We start from the raw sequence: 17,805 nt of genomic DNA, 5'->3' as shown, positions 1-17,805 counted from the left end.
GGAGCGCAGCGATGGGCTGGAATAACCCCCCGATCCCGTGGGCCGAGTTCGAGAGGCGGCTGTCGGGCACCCGGCGAACCGGCGAACAGGTCGATGAGCGGCCGTCGTCGCGCAAGCGTGCCCCGTACATCCCGCCGCCCGTCGTGCCCGATGAGCCCGACGACGGCCACGTGCCATACGCCGAGCTGCACGCGCACTCCAACTTCAGCTTCCTCGACGGCGCCAGCTCGCCGGAGGAGCTGCTCGAGGAGGCCACCCGGCTGCGCCTGCACGGTCTCGCCATGACCGACCACGACGGGCTCTACGGGGTCGTGCACCTCGCCGAGGCCGCCGAGGCCTACGACCGCGTGAAGACGGTGTTCGGCGCCGAGCTCTCGCTCGAGCTCAGCAAGCCGCAGAACGGTGAGGCCGATCCCGAGGGCAGCCATCTGGTCGTGCTCGCCCGGCAGCAGGCCGGCTACCACGCGCTCGCCGCCGCCCTCACCGCCGCCCAGCTCGCCGGACAGGAGAAGGGTCGACCGCTCTACGACCTGGCCGACCTCTCCGACCGTTCCGGCGGGGACTGGGCCGTGCTCACCGGCTGCCGCAAAGGCGATGTGCGACGGGCGCTGGCCTCCGACGGCGAACGGGCGGCCGAGCGCGAGGTGGCGCGCCTGGCCGAACTGTTCGGGCGCGACAACGTGCTCGTCGAACTCACCGACCAGGGCAATCCGCGCGACACCACCGACAACGACGCACTCGCCCGCATCGCCGAGCGGCTCCGCATGCCCGTGATCGCCACCAACAACGTGCACTACGCCTCGCCGGCCCAGCATCCGCTCGCGTCCGCGCTGGCGGCCGTGCGGTCCCGGCGCAGCCTCGACGAGCTCGACGGATGGCTCCCCGCGGCGAACACCGCCCACCTGCGCAGCGGCCGCGAGATGGCGGCCCGGTTCGCCCGCTACCCAGGCGCGGTGGAACGCACCGTCGAGATCGCCGACGACCTCGCGTTCCGGCTGCGTAGTGCCCGGCCCAACCTCCCCGCCCAGGAGGTGCCGGAGGGGCACACCCCGATGAGCTGGCTGCGGGAGCTCACCTGGCAGGGCGCCGCCGAGCGGTACCGGCACATCGACGAGGCCAAGCGGGAGCGCATCCAGCGGGAGCTCGACGTGATCGAGGCCAAGAACTTCCCTGGCTACTTCCTGATCGTGTACGACATCGTCCGATTCGCGCGCAGCCAGGGCATCCTCTGCCAGGGGCGCGGGTCGGCGGCCAACTCGGCGGTCTGTTATCTGCTGGGCATCACGGCAGTCGACTCCATCAAGTACGACCTGCCGTTCGAGCGGTTCCTCTCCAGCATGCGCGAGGAGGAGCCCGACATCGACGTCGATTTCGACTCCGACCGGCGCGAGGAGGTCATCCAGTACGTCTACCGTCGCTACGGCCGCCTCAACGCCGCCCAGGTGGCCAACGTCATCACCTACCGCCCCAAGAACGCGGTGCGCGACATGGCGAAGGCCCTCGGCTACAGCCCCGGCCAGCAAGACGGCTGGTCGAAGCAGATCGACTCCTGGGGATCGATCCAGCCGACGGCCGACCACGACATCCCGGATGAAGTGGTCGACCTGGCACAGCAGGTGCTCAAGTTCCCGAGACACCTCGGCATCCACTCCGGCGGCATGGTGCTCACCGACCGCCCGGTCGGCGAGGTGTGCCCGATCGAGCACGCCCGCATGGAGAACCGCACCGTGCTGCAGTGGGACAAAGACGACTGCGCCTGGATGGGGCTGGTCAAGTTCGACCTGCTCGGGCTCGGGATGCTCAGCGCGCTCGACTACTCGATGAAGACGATCGCGTCGGCGCTCGGCGAGGAGTGGACGCTCGACAGCATCCCGAAAGAAGAGCAGGGCGTGTACGACATGCTCTGCCGAGCCGACTCGATCGGCGTGTTCCAGGTGGAGAGCCGGGCGCAGATCGGCACGCTGCCGCGCCTGCAGCCGCGATCGTTCTACGACCTGGTGATCGAGATCGCGCTCATCCGGCCCGGTCCCATCCAGGGCGGCGCCGTGCATCCGTACATCCGGCGCAAGCTCGGGCAGGAGAAGGTGACCTACCTGCATCCGAAGCTGGAGCCCGTGCTGGAGCGCACGATGGGTGTCCCGCTGTTCCAGGAGCAGCTGATGCAGATGGCGGTCGCGGTCGGCGACTGCACCGCAGAAGACGCGGACCTGCTGCGCCGGGCGATGGGATCCAAGCGCGGGCAGGAGAAGATCGGCACCCTGCGCGAAAAGCTCTACACCGGCATGGCGAACAACGGGATCACCGGCGACGACGCCGACGCGATCTACGCCAAGATCGAGGCGTTCGCCAACTTCGGGTTCGCCGAGAGCCACGCCATCAGTTTCGCCCTGCTCGTCTACGTGAGCTCCTGGATGAAACTGCACTACCCCGGCGCCTTCCTCGCCGCGCTGCTGCGGGCGCAGCCGATGGGGTTCTACTCGCCGCGCACGCTGACGGCCGACGCCCGACGGCACGGTGTGGTGGTGCATCGTCCCGACATCCAGCTCTCCGAGGTGTTCCCGGTGCTCGAACCGCTCGACGAGGCGCACCGCGAGCCCACCGGCGACGACCCGTGCCTGCAGACCGACCAGCCCGAGATCGGGCCCTTCCGGCGCGCGATCCCGCTCGACTACGCCCGGCATCGCCGTGACGCCGGACATGCCGTGCGCCTCGGGCTCGCCGGTGTCACGTCGATCGGCGAGAAGCTGGCGGCCCGCATCGTGGCCGAGCGGGCATCCGGTGGTCCGTACACCGACCTCGGCGACCTGTCCCGCCGCGTCGGGCTGAATGTCGCCCAGCTGGAGGCCCTGGCCGCCGCCGGCGCCTTCGAGAGCATGGACCTCAGCCGGCGTCAGGCCATCTGGGGCGCCGGCAATGCAGCACAGGAGAAGCCGGAGTACCTCAGCGGCACCAGCATCACGGTGCAGCCGCCGCTGCTGCCGATGCTCACGCCGGCCGAGCAGCTCGCGAGCGACCTGTGGGCGACCGGCATCTCGACCGACGACCACCCGATCGGCTTCCTGCGCTCGGAGCTGGCCGGTCGCGGCGTGCTGAGCGCCGAGCAGCTGCCGTTCGCCGAATCCGGCCGGCGCGTCGAGGTCGGCGGTGTGGTCACGCACCGCCAGCGTCCGGCGACCGCCGCCGGGGTGACCTTCCTCAACCTCGAAGACGAGACCGGCCTGGTCAACGTGATCTGCCCGGTGGGGGTCTGGAACCGCTACCGCCGCGTCGCCAGGGAGGCGCCGGCCATGGTCATCCGGGGCATGCTGGAGCGCTCGGAGGAGGGCGTGATCAACGTGATCGCCGATCGCCTCGAGACGCTCGGGGTCGGGATGCGCACAACCTCCCGGGACTTCCGCTGACGAACGCGGCTAGGCGTTGCCCGACTTCTCCTCGTCCTCGAAGCGGAGGTGGCGCACGCTGCGGCCGTTGCGGCGCACGAGCTTCAGCGCCTCCACCCCGATCCGAATGTGCCGGTCCACGAACTCCGCGGTGACGCTGCGGTCGCTCGCCTCCGTCTTCACGCCTTCCGGCACCATCGGCTGGTCGGACACCAGGAGCAGGGCACCGCACGGGATCCGGTTGGCGAAGCCGGCGGCGAAGATCGTCGCGGTCTCCATGTCGACGGCCATGCACCGGGTGCGCCGCAGGTAGGTCTTGAACGCGTCGTCATGCTCCCAGACACGGCGGTTGGTCGTATAGACCGTGCCCGTCCAGTAGTCGAAGCCGAGATCGCGGATCGTCGTCGAGACACCGCGCTGCAGCTGGAACGCCGGCAGCGCCGGCACCTCGGGCGGCAGGTAGTCGTTCGATGTCCCCTCGCCCCGGATGGCGGCGATCGGCAGCACCAGGTCGCCGATCGCATTCTTCTTCTTGACGCCGCCGCACTTGCCGAGGAACAGCGCCGCTTTGGGCGAGATCGCGCTCAGCAGGTCCATGACCGTCGCGGCGTTGGGGCTGCCCATCCCGAAGTTGATCATCGTGATGCCGTCCGCGGTCGCATTGGGCATCGCGCGGTCGGATCCGCGCACCTCGACACCGCTCCAACTGGCGAAGCGTTCGACGTAGTCCCCGAAGTTGGTGAGCAGGATGTGCTCGCCGAAGTCGGCCAGCGGCGTCCCGGTGTACCGGGGCAGCCAGTTGGAGACGATCTCCTGTTTCTCTTTCATGATCACACCATCCACCGTCCGCGCCGGCTCGCGCTCAGACCACGCCGGTCGTCCCCAGCAGCGCTCCGATCACAAAGGTCGCCGCGAGGGCGAGTGCTCCCCCGATCACGACGCGGAGGGTCGCCCTCCCCCGTTGGCTCCCGCCGATGAACGCGGCGACCCAGCCGGTGACGGCCAGCGCCACGAGCACGGCGACGAACGTGACCGGGATCCGGATGGCCGCCGGTAGCAGCAGGATGGGCACGAGCGGGAGGATGCCTCCGATCGTGAATGCGACGGCCGACGCCAGCGCGGCGTGCCACGGGCTGACCACGTCGTTCTGGTCGATGCCGAGCTCGGCCGACAGATGCGCGGAGAGCGCGTCGTGCTCGGTCAGTTCCACCGCCACCTGGCGCGCCGTCGTCCGGCTGAGGCCCCTCGCTTCGTAGAGGCCCGTGAGCTCCTCGAGCTCCGCCTCCGGCATCTCCGCCAGCTCGCGACTCTCCTTCGCGATCAGCGCGTGCTCGCTGTCACGCTGGCTGCTCACGGACACGTACTCGCCGAGCGCCATCGAGATCGCACCGCCGACCAGCGCGGCGAGGCCGGCGGTGATGAGCGGGGCGAGCTGCGGCGTCGCGCTCGCGACACCAACGGCGACGGCGGCGACCGACACGATGCCGTCGTTCGCCCCCAGCACTCCGGCGCGCAGCCAGTTCAGCCGTTTGGCCAGCCCCTCACGGTGCGGCTCCTCGGGATGCTGCCCGGGGATCGCTGCCCCGCTCGCGCCGTCAGTCATACGCCAAGCACAGCACGTCCGCGCCGCGCGCGCCAGGCGACTGCGCGCTCGCTCGCCAGCGACTTGCGCCGAATGTGCGGTCCCGCACACCCCCAACCGCACATTCGCCGCAACTCGACCGGCGCCCCGGCGCCGGCGCCAGGCCGCCTCCGCGAACGGTGCCTAATGTCGCCCATTTCGCCCGAGTGCGCGACATTTCGCACCTCTCGCGCGAAGCGACCTGCGCTGGCACCATGACGCGCTCGCGAACGGTGCCGAAAGTCGCTCATTCGGGCGAAATGCGCGACATTTCGCGCCTCTCGCGCGAACGCCTCACCACGGAGACTCACGCGAGCCCACCACGTGGCATCGAGTTGCGCCGAATGTGCGGTCACGCGCACCTCCAACCGCACATTCGCCGCAACTCGACCACCGTGCCTGCGCCGGCACCGGCACCGCACCGGCGCGGTGCGCCTCTCGCGAGAATCGACCTGCGCGGGCACCGTGACGCACTCGCGAACGGTGCCGAACATCGCTCATTCCGCTCGAATGCGCGACATTCGGCACCGCTCGCGGGGGCCGCCCGCGCGCGCCGCCGCTCAGACGAGCGGGCGGCCGAGGCGCTTGCGCAGGAAGTCGATGCGCGACTGCAGCTGCGTCACGCTCGCCTGCGCCACCGCCGGCCCGCCGCAGACGCGGCGCAGCTCCGCGTGGATGAGGCCGTGCGGCTCGCCCGTGTTCTTCGAGTAGAGGCCGACGAGGCTGTTGAGCAGTGAGCGCTGCTCCTTGAGGTTGCGGTACAGCGGCGCCGGCGGGTGCCCCTCCGCCGTGGCCGGGCGCGACGACGTGCGGCGCGCCTGCCGCTGCTGGCGCTGGGTGAGCAGCTCGTGCACCTGGTCCGGCTCCAGGATGCCCGGCAGTCCGATGAAGTCGTGCTCCTCGTCGCTTCCCGGCACCGCGTAGCTGCCGAACTCCTTGCCGTCGTACAGCACACGGTCGAAGTTCGCCTCGGAACCGAGCGCCTCGAACGCGAACTGCTCGGTCAGCGCCTCCGACGCCTTGTCGTCGCGGTTGGCCTCGGCCATCATCGCGTCTTCGGGGTTGTAGAAGTCGCCTTCGGCGAGCTCCTCCGACGCGCGGTCGAGCGCGTGGTCCCGTTCGAGTTCGAGCGCATTCGCCAGCGCCATCAAGGCGGGCACATTCGGCAGGAACACCGAGGCCGTCTCACCGCGGCGACGCGCACGCACGAAGCGTCCGATTGCCTGCGCGAAGAACAGCGGCGTCGAAGCGCTGGTCGCGTAGACCCCGACGGCGAGCCGCGGCACGTCCACGCCCTCGGACACCATGCGCACCGCGACCATCCACCGCGACGTTCCGGCCGCGAAGTCGGCGATCCGGTCGCTCGCCTCCTTCTCGTCGGAGAGCACGACCGTGACCGGCTCCCCCGAGATCTGCTGAAGCAGGTCGGCGTAGGCCCGCGCCGCGTAGTGGTCGGTCGCGATGACCAGGCCGCCGGCATCCGGGATGGCGTTGCGCACCTCGGTGAGGCGCCGGTCGGCCGCGTTGAGCACCGCCGGGATCCATTCGCCGCGCGGATCGAGCGCGGTGCGCCACGCCTGCGACGTGATGTCTTTGGTGTTGCCCTCGCCGAGACGGGCCTCCATCTCGTCGCCGGTCTTGGTGCGCCAGCGCATGTGCCCCGCGTAGACCATGAAGATCACCGGACGGACGACACCGTCTTCGAGCGCGCGCCCGTAGCCGTAGTTGTAGTCGGTGAGCGAGGTGCGGATGCCGTGCTCGTCGGGCAGGTACGTCACGAACGGGATGGGCGCCGTGTCAGAACGGAACGGCGTTCCCGTCAGCGAGAGGCGGCGGGTCGCCCGCTCGAACGCGTCACGGATGCCGTCGCCCCAGCTGAGCGCGTCGCCGCCGTGGTGGACCTCGTCGAGGATGACGAGCGTGCGGTAGCTCTCGGTGATGTCTTTGTGCAGGCTCGGCCGCATCGCGACCTGCGCGTACGTGACCGCGACACCCTTGTAGTGCCGCGCGTACCGGCCGTCGGAGTTCTTGAACTCGGGGTCGAGGTGCAGCCCGACGCGCTCCGCCGCCTCGGCCCACTGCCGCTTGAGGTGCTCGGTTGGAGCCACAACGGTGACGCGCTCGATGATGCGGCGCGACAACAGCTCCGTCGCGAGACGCAGCGCAAAGGTCGTCTTGCCGGCGCCGGGCGTCGCGGCCGCGAGGAAGTCGCGTGGTTCGCTCTGGAAGTAGACGTCGAGCGCCTCGGCCTGCCACGCGCGAAGCTTGTTCGCTGTTCCCCAGGCCGCACGCTCGGGGAAGGAGGGAGAGAGATGTTCCGCCGCGAAGGTACCCGCGTGCGCGCCCGGACGATCGGGTTCGGAGGGTGAGGTCGGCGTTTCCACGTGTATCGAATTTACCGCCTGCCGCCGACATCCGCCGACCCGTCGTGCGGCCCGGGCGCGCCGAACCCGGCCCGGTCGCGACGACCGCGCATCGCGAGAAGTGCAGAATGGAAGCATGGCCGAAGCACAGCATCCCTGGTCCCGCTACGTCGCTCTGGGCGACTCGTTCACCGAAGGGATCGGCGATCCTGAGCCTCGGAGCCCCGGTGGCCACCGCGGCTGGGCCGACCGCGTCGCCGAGGTCCTGAGCCGGCAGACCGACGACTTCGCCTACGCCAACCTCGCCGTGCGCGGCAAGCTGATCCGCCAGATCCTCGACGAGCAGGTCGAGCCGGCGGTCGCGCATCGCCCCGACTTGATCACGATCTCAGCCGGCGGCAACGACGTGATCCGCCCTGGCACGGACCCCGACCAGATCGCCGCGCTCTTCGACCAGGCCGTGCAACGGCTGAGCGCGGAGGGCGCGACCATCGTCGTCTTCACCGGCGTGGATGTCGGCTTCTCCCCCGTGTTCCGCGGCATCCGCGGCAAGGTCGCGATCTACAACGAGAACGTGCGTGCCATCGCCGCCCGCTACGACTGCATCGTCGCCGACCAGTGGTCGCTCACCGAGATCCAGGACGCGCGGATGTGGGCCCCCGATCGCCTGCACCTCGCCCCGCTCGGCCACCACACCGTGGCCCGCATGGTGCTCTCCGCCCTCAACGTCGAGAACGACCTGCAGCCGCTCGAACCCGAGCCGCTGCCGGAGCGCACCTGGCGTCGGGCCCGCTCGGAAGACCTCTCGTGGGCGCGCGAGTACCTCGTCCCGTGGGTGATCCGGCGCATCCGGCACCAGTCATCGGGCGACCTGGTCAAGCCGAAGCGTCCGGATGCCGGCCCGTTCGTGATCGACACGGAGGACTGACCGCAAGCGGCCGTCAGGCCGCAAGCGCCCGTCAGGCCGCAAGCGCCCCTCAGGCCCCGAGACCGCCCGGATGCGCGAGGCGCCACCACAGCCCCGGATCCGGCAGCGCGTCCTTCAGCGCCAGCTGAGCCGTCTGCGTCTTCCCGTTCAGCGTGAAGGTCACCTGGCCGACGACGTCGCCAGCCTTGCCCGACTGCACCGTGCGGGTCTGCAGCGCCACCTGGATCGGCGTGTCCGACCAGACCAGGAACATCTTCGTCGACGTCGAGACCAGGGTCGTCTTCGCACCCCACGGCGTCGTGTACGTGCCGTACGACTGCCCGACATGCGCCGCATCCACCTCGGCGAAGCCGTTCTTCATGCTGGTCAAGAGCTTCTGCACTCCCGCCCAGAGATCGTTGTGGGTCGGAGCCCCCAGCACGACGCCGATGACGCGCACCGTGCTCTGGCCGACGGTCACCTTCGCCGAAAACAGCAGGCAGTTGCCGGCTTCGTCGGTGTTGCCGGTCTTGATGCCGTCGATGCCGCCGACACCGAGCAGGGTGTTCGTGTTGTCCTGCTTGCCTGCGCCCGGCAGGGTGACGTTCTTCTGCGACACGATCGCCGAGAGCACCGGGTCGGCGAGCACGAGCTTGCCGATGCCGATCAGGTCCTTCGTCGTACTGACGCTGCCCGGAGTCAGGCCGTCGGGGCTGTCCAGGTGCGTGCCCGTGAACTTCTTCGCCTTCAGCCACGAGTTGGCCGCTGACACGAAGGAGCCGGTCGATCCGTACGCCCAGTTCGCCAGGGAGATCGCGTAGTTGTTGGCCGACGGCAGCAGCATCGCTTCCAGCGCCTGCCGCTCGGTCATCCTCGTCCCGGCCACCACCGGGGCCCACGAGCCGCCCTCAGCGATCACCTGATTCCAGATGTCGACGTCCTTCTGCGTGAAGGAGATCGTCGGGCCGTCTTTACCCGACGCGATCGGCTTCTTGTCCAGGATCACGAGCGCGGTGATCGTCTTGGTCACGCTGGCGATCGGAACGCTCGCCGATGATCCGTGGAACTTGGTCGCCCCCGGATAGTCCGGCGCGGTGATCGCGCTCGAGCCCCAGGTCGGCCAGACCAGATCGGCGGCCGGCTGCGCGATGCTCGCCTGATGCTGGGTGACGGCCGCGGTCGCCGGCATGGGTGCGAAGAGCGACCCCGTGATGTACAGGATGCTGACCAGCACGATCCCGAGGAATCCGAAGACGACGATGCGACGACGACGGTAGACCTGTTGTCGGGTGTAACGGCGGGGCTGATCGTGCACCCGGAGATTCTACGGTGGGCTAGTCAGCAGATCCCTGAGAACGCGCCCGCAACGCCCAGAGTGCCACGGCGCTCGCGGCGGCGACGTTGAGGGAGTCGACTCCGTGCAGCATCGGGATGGTCACCACCGTGTCTGCGGCGGCGAGGGCCCGCCTGCTCAACCCGTCGCCCTCCGACCCGAGCACCATCGCCACCCGCTCCGGTGGATCGGCGGCGTACTCGTCCAGTCCGACCGCGTCGTCGGAGAGCGCGAGCGCCGCGATCTCGAAGCCCGCGTCGTGCAGGATGGGCGTGGCTTCGTTCCACTCCGGGATGCGCGTCCACGGCACCTGCAGCACCGTCCCCATGCTCACGCGCACGCTGCGCCGGTAGAGCGGATCGGCGCAGCGCGGGCTGACCAGCACGGCATCGGCGCCGAGCCCGGCCACCGCTCGGAAGATCGCCCCGACATTGGTGTGATCGACGATGTCTTCGAGCACGACGACGCGGCCGGCATCCGCGAGGAGGTCGGCGAGCGGCGGAAGCTCGGGCCGGTGCATCGCCGCGAGCGCGCCGCGGTGCAGGTGGTAGCCGGTCAGCTCCTCGAGCACGCCGCTGTCGCCGACGTACACGGGAACGTCCGGGTACGCGCTGAGCAGCGGTTCGATGTCGGGGAGCCATTGCTCCTGCAGCAGCACCGAGCGCGGCCGATGTCCCGCGGCCAGTGCCCGCGTGATCACCTTCGACGACTCGGCGATGTAGAGCCCGCCCGCCGGCTCGCTGACGCGCCGCAGGGCGACGTCGGTGAGCCGTGAGTAGTCGGCGAGGCCCTCGTCGCCGAGGTCGGTGATGCGGTGGATGCGCACAGGAGGCCGCCTTTCGTGGTCGGGTGCAGCATCCAGATTGCCAGTAGCCGGAAACAATTCGGAAAACTCCGGTGTTTAGACTCAGGGCAGGCTGTATCAGGAGGTGTCGATGGCTGCGTTCACGACCGAGGTCCCGCCCGAGCTGGCGAGCGATCTCGACCGCGCTGTCGACATCCTGTCGGGGCGGCGGTTCGCGATGCTCACCGGCGCGGGCGTGAGCACCGATTCGGGCATCCCGGATTATCGGGGCGAGGGCGCGCCCAAGCGCACTCCGATGACCTTCCAGCAGTTCCTCGCCGACGAGGAGTACGCCAAGCGGTACTGGGCCGGCAGCCATCTCGGCTACCGGCGATTCGCCGCCGCCTCGCCGAACGCGGGCCACCGGGCGATCGCCGACCTGGAGCTCTCCGGCGCTGCGAACGGCGTCATCACCCAGAACGTCGACGGGCTGCACAAGCAGGCCGGCTCGCGAAAGGTCGTGGACCTGCACGGGGCCATGGACCGCGTGCTCTGCCTCACCTGCGGTCAGATGTTCGCCCGTGAGAGCGTGTCCGCGCGCATCGACGACGCCAACCCGTGGCTCGACACCGAGGGCGCCGTGGAGATCGCGCCCGACGGCGACGCGATCGTCACCGACATCGACTCGTTCGTGGTTCCGACCTGCACGGTGTGCGGCGGCCGTCTCAAGCCCGACGTCGTCTTCTTCGGCGAGTTCATCCCCGCCGAGAAGTACCGCGAGGCGAGCGCCCTGGTGCGTTCGTCGGACGCGCTCGTGATCGCCGGCTCGTCCCTGGTGGTCAACTCCGGCATCCGGCTGCTCGAAGAGGCACGGCGCAAGCGCCTGCCCATCGTCATCGTCAACAGGGGCGTGACCAAGGGCGACACCCGGGCGACCGTTAAGCTGGACGCCGGGACCACGGAGACTCTGGTCGAACTGGCCAGGCGCCTCGCCTGACCGCCGCGCGTCCTGCGACGAAAGGACGCGCGTGACCCGGATCTCCCTCGTACGCCACGGTCAGACCGACTGGAACCTCGCCAAACGCATCCAGGGCTCCAGCGACATCCCGCTCAACGCCACGGGACGGGCGCAGGCCGAGGCGACGGGTCGCGCCCTGGCCGGCGGCACGTACGACGCGATCTACACGAGTCCGCTCGGGCGGGCATCCGAGACGGCGGCGATCATCGCGGAGCACACCGGGCTGGATGCTCCCCTGCCGTTGCCCGCCGTGGCCGAGCGACGCTACGGCGAGGCGGAGGGGCTGACCGGCTCTGAGATCCTCGCGCGCTGGCCGGAGGGCACGCCCGTCCCCGGTCGCGAGTCGCGGGACGCCGTCGTCGAGCGGGCGCTGCCCGCGCTGCTCGAGCTCGGCGAACGCCACCCGGGGGAATCGATCATCGTCGTCAGCCACGGCGGCGTCATCGGATCCCTGGCGCGGCACGTCACCGACCACGCACGGCCGGGCCCGAACGAGGTCATCCCCAACGGCTCGGTGCACGAGTTCGTCTACGACGACGGCGCCCTCACCCTCGACCGCTTCAACCTCACGCCGGAAGAGCGCGACCTCTACACCGCTTCGGTCCTCTAAGGACGAAGGCGGGGCCAGCTACCTCCGGCGCCGGTCGGCACGCCCCACGACCGCCGTGAGCACCGTCAGCAGGTGCTCCGCCGACGCCTCCCAGGTGAACCGGGCCGCCTCGGTGCGCGCGGCCGCCGACCGCGCCGCCCAGACCCCGGATTCCTCCAGGTGCCGGATGCGCGCCGCCAGGTCTCCGGCGCTCGTCGCCTCGAAGTAGAGCGCGGCGTCTCCCCCGATCTCGCGGAAGATCGGGATGTCGCTCACCACCACCGGCGTCCCGAGCGTCATCGACTCCACCAACGGGATGCCGAAGCCCTCGTCGAGCGAGGCCGTCACGAGCGCCGTCGCCGAGGCGAGCGTCTCCGCGTACTCCTCGTCGCTCGCGCCGTTGTGGAACACGATCCGGGCATCCGGTGCGATGGCGCCGAGGCGCTCCCGCTCCGCATCGCTCACCCTGCTCATGAGGTGCAGCTCGTAGTCAGGCAGCAGCGCCGCCGCCTTCACGAGCGTCTCCGCGTTCTTGTACGGCATGAAGGAGCCCATGTAGACCAGGCTCTTCGTCTCGGGCAGGCTGCGGGCCGCGCGCTCGGGGGCGATGGGCGGCATGTCCGCCGCGTTCGTCACGACATGCACCGGCCGGCGCGTGAGGCGATGGTCGGCGATGAGCTGCTTGGTGGTCTTCGAGACGGTGACCACCGCATCCGACCGGTTGAGCAGCATCCGCTGCGGCCACCAGGCCAGGTGGTACAGCCGCCAGAGCAGCCGGATGGGCGCGGGGAGGTCGCGCGGAGGCGTGCGGTTGCGGTAGTAGATGAGGTCGTGCACGGTCAGCACGAGGCGGTACCGGCGGCCCCAGCCTCCCATCGTCTGCATCGGAGTGAAGACGACATCCGGGGCAAGCCTGTTGACCTGACGGGCCACCCACGGCTCCCCCGCACTCGTCGGCGAGCTCACGAGCTCCCAGGGCAGGTCGGGGAGCATCTCCAGCTGCCGGTGGTCGCTGATCAGCATCGTGACCGCGTGACGCTTCGCCAGCGCCGAGACGAGTCCGGCCGTGTAGCGGCTGATCCCGTCGTGCCTCCCGATCCGCGTGTAGCGGCAGTCGAAGACGATCTTCACCGGACGTCCTCTGCCAGGAATGCGTCGATCGCCTGCGCGGCCTCACCGGGCGTCTCGTAGTGGATGAGGTGGCCGACGCCGTCGATCACGACGAGCCGGGCATCCGGGAACAGGGTCTGCAGGTGGTATTCGGCCGCGATCGGAGTGATGTCGTCCTTCTCGGCGGCGATCAGCAGCGTCCGCTCCGGGATGCGCGCCGCGTACTCGCTCACATCGTGCGAGACCGACGCGCGGAACGCCTCCAGCACGACACCGCGGTCGCTGAAGGCGCTGAAGTAGCGGTCGTGCTGGTCGTGGATCCAGCGCCGCAGCCCCTTCTTCCTGGTCTTGGCCATTGTCATGCTCATGACACGCACGATGACGCCGTTGCGCAGCAGCCAGAAGCCGAGCCGCTCGGGCAGCACCGCCGCGAGCCAGTAGTAGAAGATCGCGAGGCGCGTGAACACCCCACGCGGACCTTCGAGCGCCGGCTGGCCGATCGGGTTCACCAGGATGACCGCGTCGGGCTCGAGCGCGTTGGGCACCGCGTGGTCGGCCAGCGTCGCCGCCACCACGATCGAGCCGAACGAGTGCCCCAGGATGACCAGGCGCCCCTGGATGCCGAGGGCGGCAACGAACTCGCGGAGCCAGCGGGCGTAGCCGTCGATGTCGTGCGCGGTCTCGCGCAGCGGGTCGGACTCCCCGAAGCCGGGTAGGTCCGGCGAGACGATCCGGACGCCCCGCAGGTTCGCGACCACCGGCTCGAGCCCGTGGTGGTCACCGCGGAAGCCGTGCACGAGCACGATCGTCGTCGTGGCGTGCGGGTCGCCGTAGTCCCAGTAGCGCGTGACGCCGCCCAGGATCGAGGCCTGATCTGCGCGCACGGGTATGCGTCCGAGCGCGTCGGCGTATGGTGAGGAAACGGTCATCGCAGACCAGTCTAGGCAGCAGGGCTGGACGCTCCCGGCAATACGCCGCTGGGACTGGACAGGCCACCCTCGCGTGCACCTAGACTCGTGTGGTTGTAATCGCTTGCAGTCGGCCGCCGCGCCAGAAGGAGAACCGTGAGTTTCACTGCGCCCATCACGCTCCCCGGGCTGACGCTCGACCCCCAGTGGTATCGGCGGTCCGTGTTCTACGAGGTGATGGTGCGGTCGTTCGTCGACAGCAACGGCGACGGCTCCGGTGACATCGCCGGCCTCACCTCCAAGCTGGACTACCTGCAGTGGCTCGGCATCGACGCGCTGTGGCTCCCCCCATTCTTCCAGTCGCCGCTTCGCGACGGCGGCTACGACGTGTCGGACTTCCGCGCGATCCTGCCGGAGTTCGGCACCATCGACGAGTTCAAAGACCTCGTCACGAAGGCGCACGAGCGCAACATGCGCATCATCATCGACCTTCCGATGAACCACACCTCCGACCAGCACGAGTGGTTCCAGCAGTCGCGCTCCGATCCCGAGGGCCCGTACGGCGATTTCTACGTCTGGGAGGACACCGACGAGAAGTGGCCGGACATCCGGATCATCTTCGTCGACACCGAGGACTCCAACTGGGCGTTCGACGAGGCCCGCCGCCAGTTCTACTTCCACCGCTTCTTCTCCCACCAGCCCGACCTCAACTTCGAGAACCCGGCCGTGCACGAGGCGATGTTCGACATCGTGCGGTTCTGGCTCGACCTCGGCGTCGACGGATTCCGGCTCGACGCCATCCCGTATCTCTACGAGTCCGACGAGGGCAACGGCGAGGGCGAGCCGAAGACCCACGAGTTCATCAAGCAGCTGCGCTCGATGGTCGACCGCGAGTACCCCGGACGCATGATGGTCGCCGAGGCGAACCAGTGGCCGCGCGAAGTCGCGGCCTTCTTCGGAACCGAGGACGAGCCGGAGTGCCACATGGCCTTCGACTTCCCGGTGATGCCGCGCATCTTCTACGCCCTGCGGTCGCAGCAGGCCGCGGAACTCATCCGGGTGCTCTCCGAGACCACCGACATCCCGGATGGCGCGGGCTGGGGCGTCTTCCTGCGCAACCACGACGAGCTCACCCTCGAGATGGTCAGCGAGGAGTACCGCCAGGCGATGTATGGCTGGTACGCCTACGACCCGCGGATGCGCGCAAACATCGGTATCCGCCGCCGCCTCGCTCCCCTGCTCGACAACTCGCGCGCCGAGCTCGAGCTCGCCCACGCGCTGCTGTTCTCCCTGCCCGGCAGCCCGTTCCTCTATTACGGAGACGAGATCGGGATGGGCGACAACATCTGGCTGCCCGACCGCGACAGCTCCCGCACGCCGATGCAGTGGACGCCCGACCGTAACGCCGGATTCTCGACGGCCGACCCCGGCAAGCTCTTCCTGCCGGTGGTGCAGTCGCTGGTGTTCCACTACAACCAGGTGAACGTCGAGGCCCAGCTCGCCCAGTCGCGCTCCCTGCTGCACTGGATCCGCAACGTGATCCACGTGCGCAAGGCGCATCCGGTGTTCGGGCTCGGCGAGATCCGGGTGCTGCAGACCAACCACGAGTCGGTGCTGGCATTCGTGCGGTCGTATGCCGGAAGCGGCACGCACTTCGGCGACCAGCCGGAGGACGTGCTCTGCGTGTTCTCGTTCGCGCACAATCCGGTGTCGGTGTCGCTGGAGGCGTCCGAGTTCGCCGGCAGCACGCTCTACGACATGTTCGGCGGAGCCGAGTTCCCGACCGTCGCAGAAGACGGCCGGTTCACGCTGACGCTGGGCACGCAGAGCTTCTACTGGCTGCACATCGAGCAGCGCCACAACTGACGCGCCGACCGGCCACCACGGCGGTGACGGTGGTCCCGCTTACCCTGGTGCCATGAGCAACTGGCACGATCAACTGGGCGTCTTCGATCTCGAGACCACGGGGATCGACGTCGAGTCGTCCAGGGTCGTCTCAGCGCACGTCGGACTGCTCGACGACACCGGGCGCGTCGTCGAACGGCACGACTGGCTCGTCGACCCCGGCGTCGAGATCCCGGCCGGTGCGACCGCCGTGCACGGCATCAGCACGGCGCACGCCGCCGAGTTCGGGATGCCGGCAGCACAGGCGGTCGCCGAGATCGTCGCCGCCCTCCGTGAGCTGTTCAACCGGGGAACGCCCGTCGTCGCCTACAACGCGCCGTACGATTTCACGCTCCTCGACCGCGAGGCACACCGCCACGGCATCTCGCCGCTCGTCGCGCCCGGCCCGATCATCGATCCGCTCGTCATCGACAAGGCGGTCGACAAGTACCGGCGCGGCAAGCGCACGCTCGAGGTCACCGCCCTGCACTACGGCGTCGACCTGACCGACGCGCATGACGCGGGGGCCGATGCCATCGCCGCCGGTCGTGTCGCCCAGGCACTCGCCCGGGTGCACACCGAAGCGCTCGCCCTGGAGGCGGCGGAGCTCCACCGACTGCAGATCAATTGGTGTCAGCAGCAGGCGGAAGACTTCCAGGCCTACATGCGGCGCGAACGCGACCCGTTGTTCACCACCTCGGGCGCGTGGCCCGTCCGCTAGGGTCCTTCCCCCGGCACCGTGCGCCGCACTAGAGTCGGCGCATGAGCACACCAGAGCAGCCTCCGCAACAGCCTGAGCAGCAGCCCCCGTCTCAGGAGCCGCAGTCTCAGCAGCCGCAGTACGCACAGCAGCCCGCCTACCCGCCGGCGCCGCAGTACGGGGAGCAGACGTACCAGGGCGGCGCTCCGCAGCGCGGCTACAACACGATGGCGATCGTCGGCTTCATCCTGTCGTTCTTCATCTCTCTCGTCGGCATCATCCTCGGCTTCATCGCGCTCTCGCAGATCAAGAAGAGCGGCGAGCAGGGTCGTGGCTTCGCGATCGCCGCCATCATCATCGGCTTCGCCGAGATCGTGCTCGGCATCATCTTCGCGATCATCTTCGTCGCCATCGCTGCGAACGTCGGCTACCAGTACAGCACCACCTGATCGGCTGCGCGGCGGCGGTTCGCCGGCACAACTCCGGAACTCGAACCCGACACGCCGCCACTTGCCGCTGAACTCCGGAACGTCGGGGCGGCGTCGGTTCGAGCATCCGGAGTTGTGCTGCGGCCGGCGTCGGCCACCGCAATCAGCCGCCGTCAGCCGCCGTCAGCCACCGACAATCGGCGTCGGCGCGTGCAGCGTTGCCAGGAAGAGTGCACACAGCACGACGCTCGCGCCCATCGCCATGACGACCGGCACCCATGCGCGAGGGCGGCGGGCACTCAGGATGACCGCGAACGCCGCCGTGGCGCCGATCGGAATCGGGATGAGCGCACCGGCGGCGGCACTGCGCGCGTCCGAGCCCAGCCGGTACAAGTCGTCCTTGCCGGAGATCTCTCCACCTCCGACAGCGGACGAGACCTGCAGCACGACGACCAGCAACAGCACCGCGAGCAGCACATGCGCTCCGATGAGGGCGAGCGCCACCAGTATCGGCTTCCACCGCTCGAACCCGGTCGGCTCCGACGGGAACAGCACGTCCGCGGTCGACGGACCGCTCTCCTCATCCGGCATGTCCGCCTCTCCCCCGACACCGTTCCCCGACTGCTCCGCGCCAGTCTAGGTCGGCCGTTCCGGGCTCCGGATCCGTCTGCAGAACGATCTAACTCCGGAACTCTGATCCGACACGCGGGTCGCTCCCGCATAACTCCGGAACTTCCGCCGGAATCGCCGCCGAACTTCCGGAGTTGCGCCCCGAGGCAC

15 protein-coding genes are annotated in these 17,805 nt (G+C 69.3%); 7 read left to right on the top strand and 8 right to left on the bottom strand.

From position 1 onward, the window contains the following. Window positions 1–11: 11 nt before the first annotated feature. Window positions 12–3,401 (top strand): error-prone DNA polymerase, encoded by a 3,390-nt coding sequence (locus AC1DB1_RS06755; protein WP_477200223.1) that lies wholly within the window; start codon window positions 12–14, stop codon window positions 3,399–3,401. 9 nt (window positions 3,402–3,410) lie between these two features. Here the strand turns inward: AC1DB1_RS06755 and AC1DB1_RS06750 are convergent, their stop codons facing one another. From AC1DB1_RS06750 to AC1DB1_RS06740, 3 genes are all read right to left on the bottom strand, one after another. Further along, a complete protein-coding gene (locus AC1DB1_RS06750; protein WP_477200222.1) occupies window positions 3,411–4,208 on the bottom strand; it encodes an AMP nucleosidase in 798 nt (265 codons plus the stop codon). A 34-nt stretch (window positions 4,209–4,242) separates the two neighbouring features. Next, on the bottom strand, window positions 4,243–4,983 hold the full coding sequence (locus tag AC1DB1_RS06745) for a VIT1/CCC1 transporter family protein (protein WP_477200221.1): 741 nt from the start codon (window positions 4,981–4,983) through the stop codon (window positions 4,243–4,245). A gap of 578 nt (window positions 4,984–5,561) precedes the next feature. Further along, window positions 5,562–7,385, bottom strand: a complete 1,824-nt coding sequence (locus AC1DB1_RS06740) for a DEAD/DEAH box helicase (RefSeq protein ID WP_477200220.1) — start codon at window positions 7,383–7,385, stop codon at window positions 5,562–5,564. Between the two features lie 115 nt (window positions 7,386–7,500). On the opposite strand from AC1DB1_RS06740, the gene AC1DB1_RS06735 reads away from it, so the two are divergent. Then, window positions 7,501–8,292 carry an SGNH/GDSL hydrolase family protein gene (locus tag AC1DB1_RS06735; protein WP_477200219.1) on the top strand — a complete coding sequence of 264 codons (792 nt, stop codon included), beginning with the start codon at window positions 7,501–7,503 and terminating at the stop codon, window positions 8,290–8,292. A 49-nt stretch (window positions 8,293–8,341) separates the two neighbouring features. On the opposite strand, the gene AC1DB1_RS06730 is transcribed toward AC1DB1_RS06735, so the two are convergent. Further along, a complete protein-coding gene (locus tag AC1DB1_RS06730; RefSeq protein WP_477200218.1) occupies window positions 8,342–9,586 on the bottom strand; it encodes a D-alanyl-D-alanine carboxypeptidase family protein in 1,245 nt (414 codons plus the stop codon). A 19-nt stretch (window positions 9,587–9,605) separates the two neighbouring features. Continuing rightward, window positions 9,606–10,430, bottom strand: coding sequence for a TrmH family RNA methyltransferase (locus AC1DB1_RS06725; RefSeq protein ID WP_477200217.1), 825 nt, complete (start codon window positions 10,428–10,430; stop codon window positions 9,606–9,608). Window positions 10,431–10,539: 109 nt separating this feature from the next. On the opposite strand from AC1DB1_RS06725, the gene AC1DB1_RS06720 reads away from it, so the two are divergent. Together AC1DB1_RS06720 and AC1DB1_RS06715 are read left to right on the top strand one after the other, a co-directional pair. After that, entirely contained in the window at window positions 10,540–11,385 is an 846-nt protein-coding gene (locus AC1DB1_RS06720; protein ID WP_271178707.1) for a Sir2 family NAD-dependent protein deacetylase, read from the top strand. A gap of 31 nt (window positions 11,386–11,416) precedes the next feature. Then, window positions 11,417–12,016: a histidine phosphatase family protein gene (locus AC1DB1_RS06715; RefSeq protein WP_271178708.1), complete on the top strand. Its 600-nt coding sequence runs from the start codon at window positions 11,417–11,419 to the stop codon at window positions 12,014–12,016. Window positions 12,017–12,034: 18 nt separating this feature from the next. On the opposite strand, the gene AC1DB1_RS06710 is transcribed toward AC1DB1_RS06715, so the two are convergent. Together AC1DB1_RS06710 and AC1DB1_RS06705 are read right to left on the bottom strand one after the other, a co-directional pair. Continuing rightward, window positions 12,035–13,126 carry a glycosyltransferase family 4 protein gene (locus AC1DB1_RS06710; protein WP_477200216.1) on the bottom strand — a complete coding sequence of 364 codons (1,092 nt, stop codon included), beginning with the start codon at window positions 13,124–13,126 and terminating at the stop codon, window positions 12,035–12,037. After that, entirely contained in the window at window positions 13,123–14,034 is a 912-nt protein-coding gene (locus tag AC1DB1_RS06705) for an alpha/beta fold hydrolase (RefSeq protein WP_271178710.1), read from the bottom strand. Before AC1DB1_RS06705 ends, AC1DB1_RS06710 begins: the two co-directional genes overlap by 4 nt. Before the next feature lie 135 nt (window positions 14,035–14,169). Here AC1DB1_RS06705 and treS point away from each other — a divergent pair, with 135 nt between their 5' ends. Genes treS through AC1DB1_RS06690 form a run of 3 tightly spaced genes read left to right on the top strand, consistent with a single transcriptional unit; the run spans window position 14,170 to window position 17,046 of the window. Next, window positions 14,170–15,879, top strand: coding sequence for a maltose alpha-D-glucosyltransferase (gene treS, locus AC1DB1_RS06700; protein WP_271178711.1), 1,710 nt, complete (start codon window positions 14,170–14,172; stop codon window positions 15,877–15,879). Between the two features lie 52 nt (window positions 15,880–15,931). Continuing rightward, a complete protein-coding gene (locus AC1DB1_RS06695; protein WP_271178712.1) occupies window positions 15,932–16,618 on the top strand; it encodes an exonuclease domain-containing protein in 687 nt (228 codons plus the stop codon). A gap of 41 nt (window positions 16,619–16,659) precedes the next feature. Then, window positions 16,660–17,046, top strand: a complete 387-nt coding sequence (locus tag AC1DB1_RS06690; RefSeq protein WP_271178713.1) for a DUF4190 domain-containing protein — start codon at window positions 16,660–16,662, stop codon at window positions 17,044–17,046. Window positions 17,047–17,208: 162 nt separating this feature from the next. On the opposite strand, the gene AC1DB1_RS06685 is transcribed toward AC1DB1_RS06690, so the two are convergent. Continuing rightward, complete coding sequence (locus AC1DB1_RS06685; RefSeq protein ID WP_477200215.1) at window positions 17,209–17,616, bottom strand: hypothetical protein; 408 nt, start codon at window positions 17,614–17,616, stop codon at window positions 17,209–17,211. Window positions 17,617–17,805 lie beyond the last annotated feature (189 nt).

This window comes from Leifsonia sp. 10N434 (assembly GCF_056394405.1).
This window is presented reverse-complemented; position numbering and strand designations above follow the sequence as displayed.